This is a genomic window from Streptomyces sp. NPDC127092 (assembly GCF_042722475.1).
In the GTDB taxonomy this organism is placed as follows: Bacteria; Actinomycetota; Actinomycetes; order Streptomycetales; family Streptomycetaceae; genus Streptomyces.
Genome location: NZ_JBHXFE010000253.1, coordinates 1 through 1339 on the forward strand (window position 1 = coordinate 1; position 1339 = coordinate 1339).

Below are 1339 nucleotides of genomic sequence, written 5' to 3' on the forward strand. Positions count from 1 at the left end.
ACGTCTCCGCCCCCTCCGGGAAGTGCCCGCAGAAGATGACCGAGTGCGCCCAGATGTTGCGCAGGCCGTTGGCCAGCAGCGTGCCCGCGAGCGTGGCCTTGCCCGAGCCGGTCAGCACCTCGGCGACGGCTGGCGTGGCCACGTAGTCCTTGGCGAACTGCCGGGCCGCCTTGACGCCCACGGAGCGCAGATCCGTCATCAGCTCCTCGCGGGACTTCTCCCCGCTCTGCACGCGGTCCAGCTCGAGGTCGTAGAGGGCGATGCCCCACTCGAAGATCGGGGCCAGCCCCGCGTTGATCACGGGGTTGAGCAGGTGCCGCGGCTGCCACGGCTCGGACTCGTCCATGCGCAGCACGTTGTAGCCCACGTCCCGGTCCTTGCCGACGACGTTGGTCCAGCGGTGGTGCAGGTCGTTGTGGGTGTTCTGCCAGGCCCGCGACGGCGTCACGAAGTCCCACTCCCACGTGGTGGAGTGGATGTCCGGGTCGCGCATCCAGTCCCACTGGCCGTGGAGCACGTTGTGCCCGATCTCCATGTTCTCCACGCTCTTGGCCACACCCAGTGCCGTCGTACCGAGGACCACCCCGGTGGACGTCCGGCTGCCGTGGATCACCAGTCGCGCGAGGCCATCGAGCAACCGCTGGAACGCGATGGTGCGGCGGATGTACGTCGCATCCTTCTCGCCGAGGGACTCCGCGACGTCGCGGCGTAGTGCGTCGAGTTCGAATCCGAGCGCCTCGACGTCCTGCTGGGTGAGGTGCGCGTACTCCTTGATATCGGTGATTGCCATGACCGGCCTCCAACCTCGCGGCCACTGATGACCTCAGTGAACGCCGGTGCTAGAAGCCTGTCAACACTGTAGGTCTACGGTAGGTGTCGACAGCGTTGACAGCGCCGCCCTCAGCCCACTACCGACCGTGCGGGCTTGGATCGGGTCCGGATGCCTAGCCGCGGCGACGGCGGGCGATGTCGGCGAGCACGACACCCGCGGCGACGGACGCGTTGAGCGATTCGACGGGGCCTGCCATCGGGATGCTGAGGATGGCGTCGCAGTTCTCGCGGACGAGACGCGACAGTCCCTTACCCTCGGAGCCGACCACGACCACCACGGGGCCGCTGCCATCGAACTCGTCGAGGGTGGTGTCGCCACCCGCATCGAGACCAACCACCTGAACACCCTTGGACGCCCAATCCTTCAGCGTGCGAGTGAGATTGGTGGCCCGGGCGATCGGTAGACGGGCTGCCGCGCCGGCGCTCGTCCGCCACGCGACCGCGGTGACCGACGCACTGCGCCGCTCCGGGATCACCACACCGTGACCACCGAATGCCGCCACCGAAC

At 68.0% G+C, this 1339-nt stretch carries 2 protein-coding genes; both read right to left on the reverse strand.

Annotated features, from left to right (window positions below; all coding sequences use genetic code 11):
* Nucleotides 1-790 (reverse strand): fatty acid desaturase family protein (locus ACFWJO_RS39450; protein WP_386873083.1); only part of this gene is annotated, 790 nt, incomplete at its 3' end.
* A gap of 154 nt (nt 791-944) precedes the next feature.
* Nucleotides 945-1339, reverse strand: a 395-nt coding sequence (locus ACFWJO_RS39455) for a 23S rRNA (guanosine(2251)-2'-O)-methyltransferase RlmB (RefSeq protein WP_386873085.1), incomplete at its 5' end; no start/stop codon positions are given.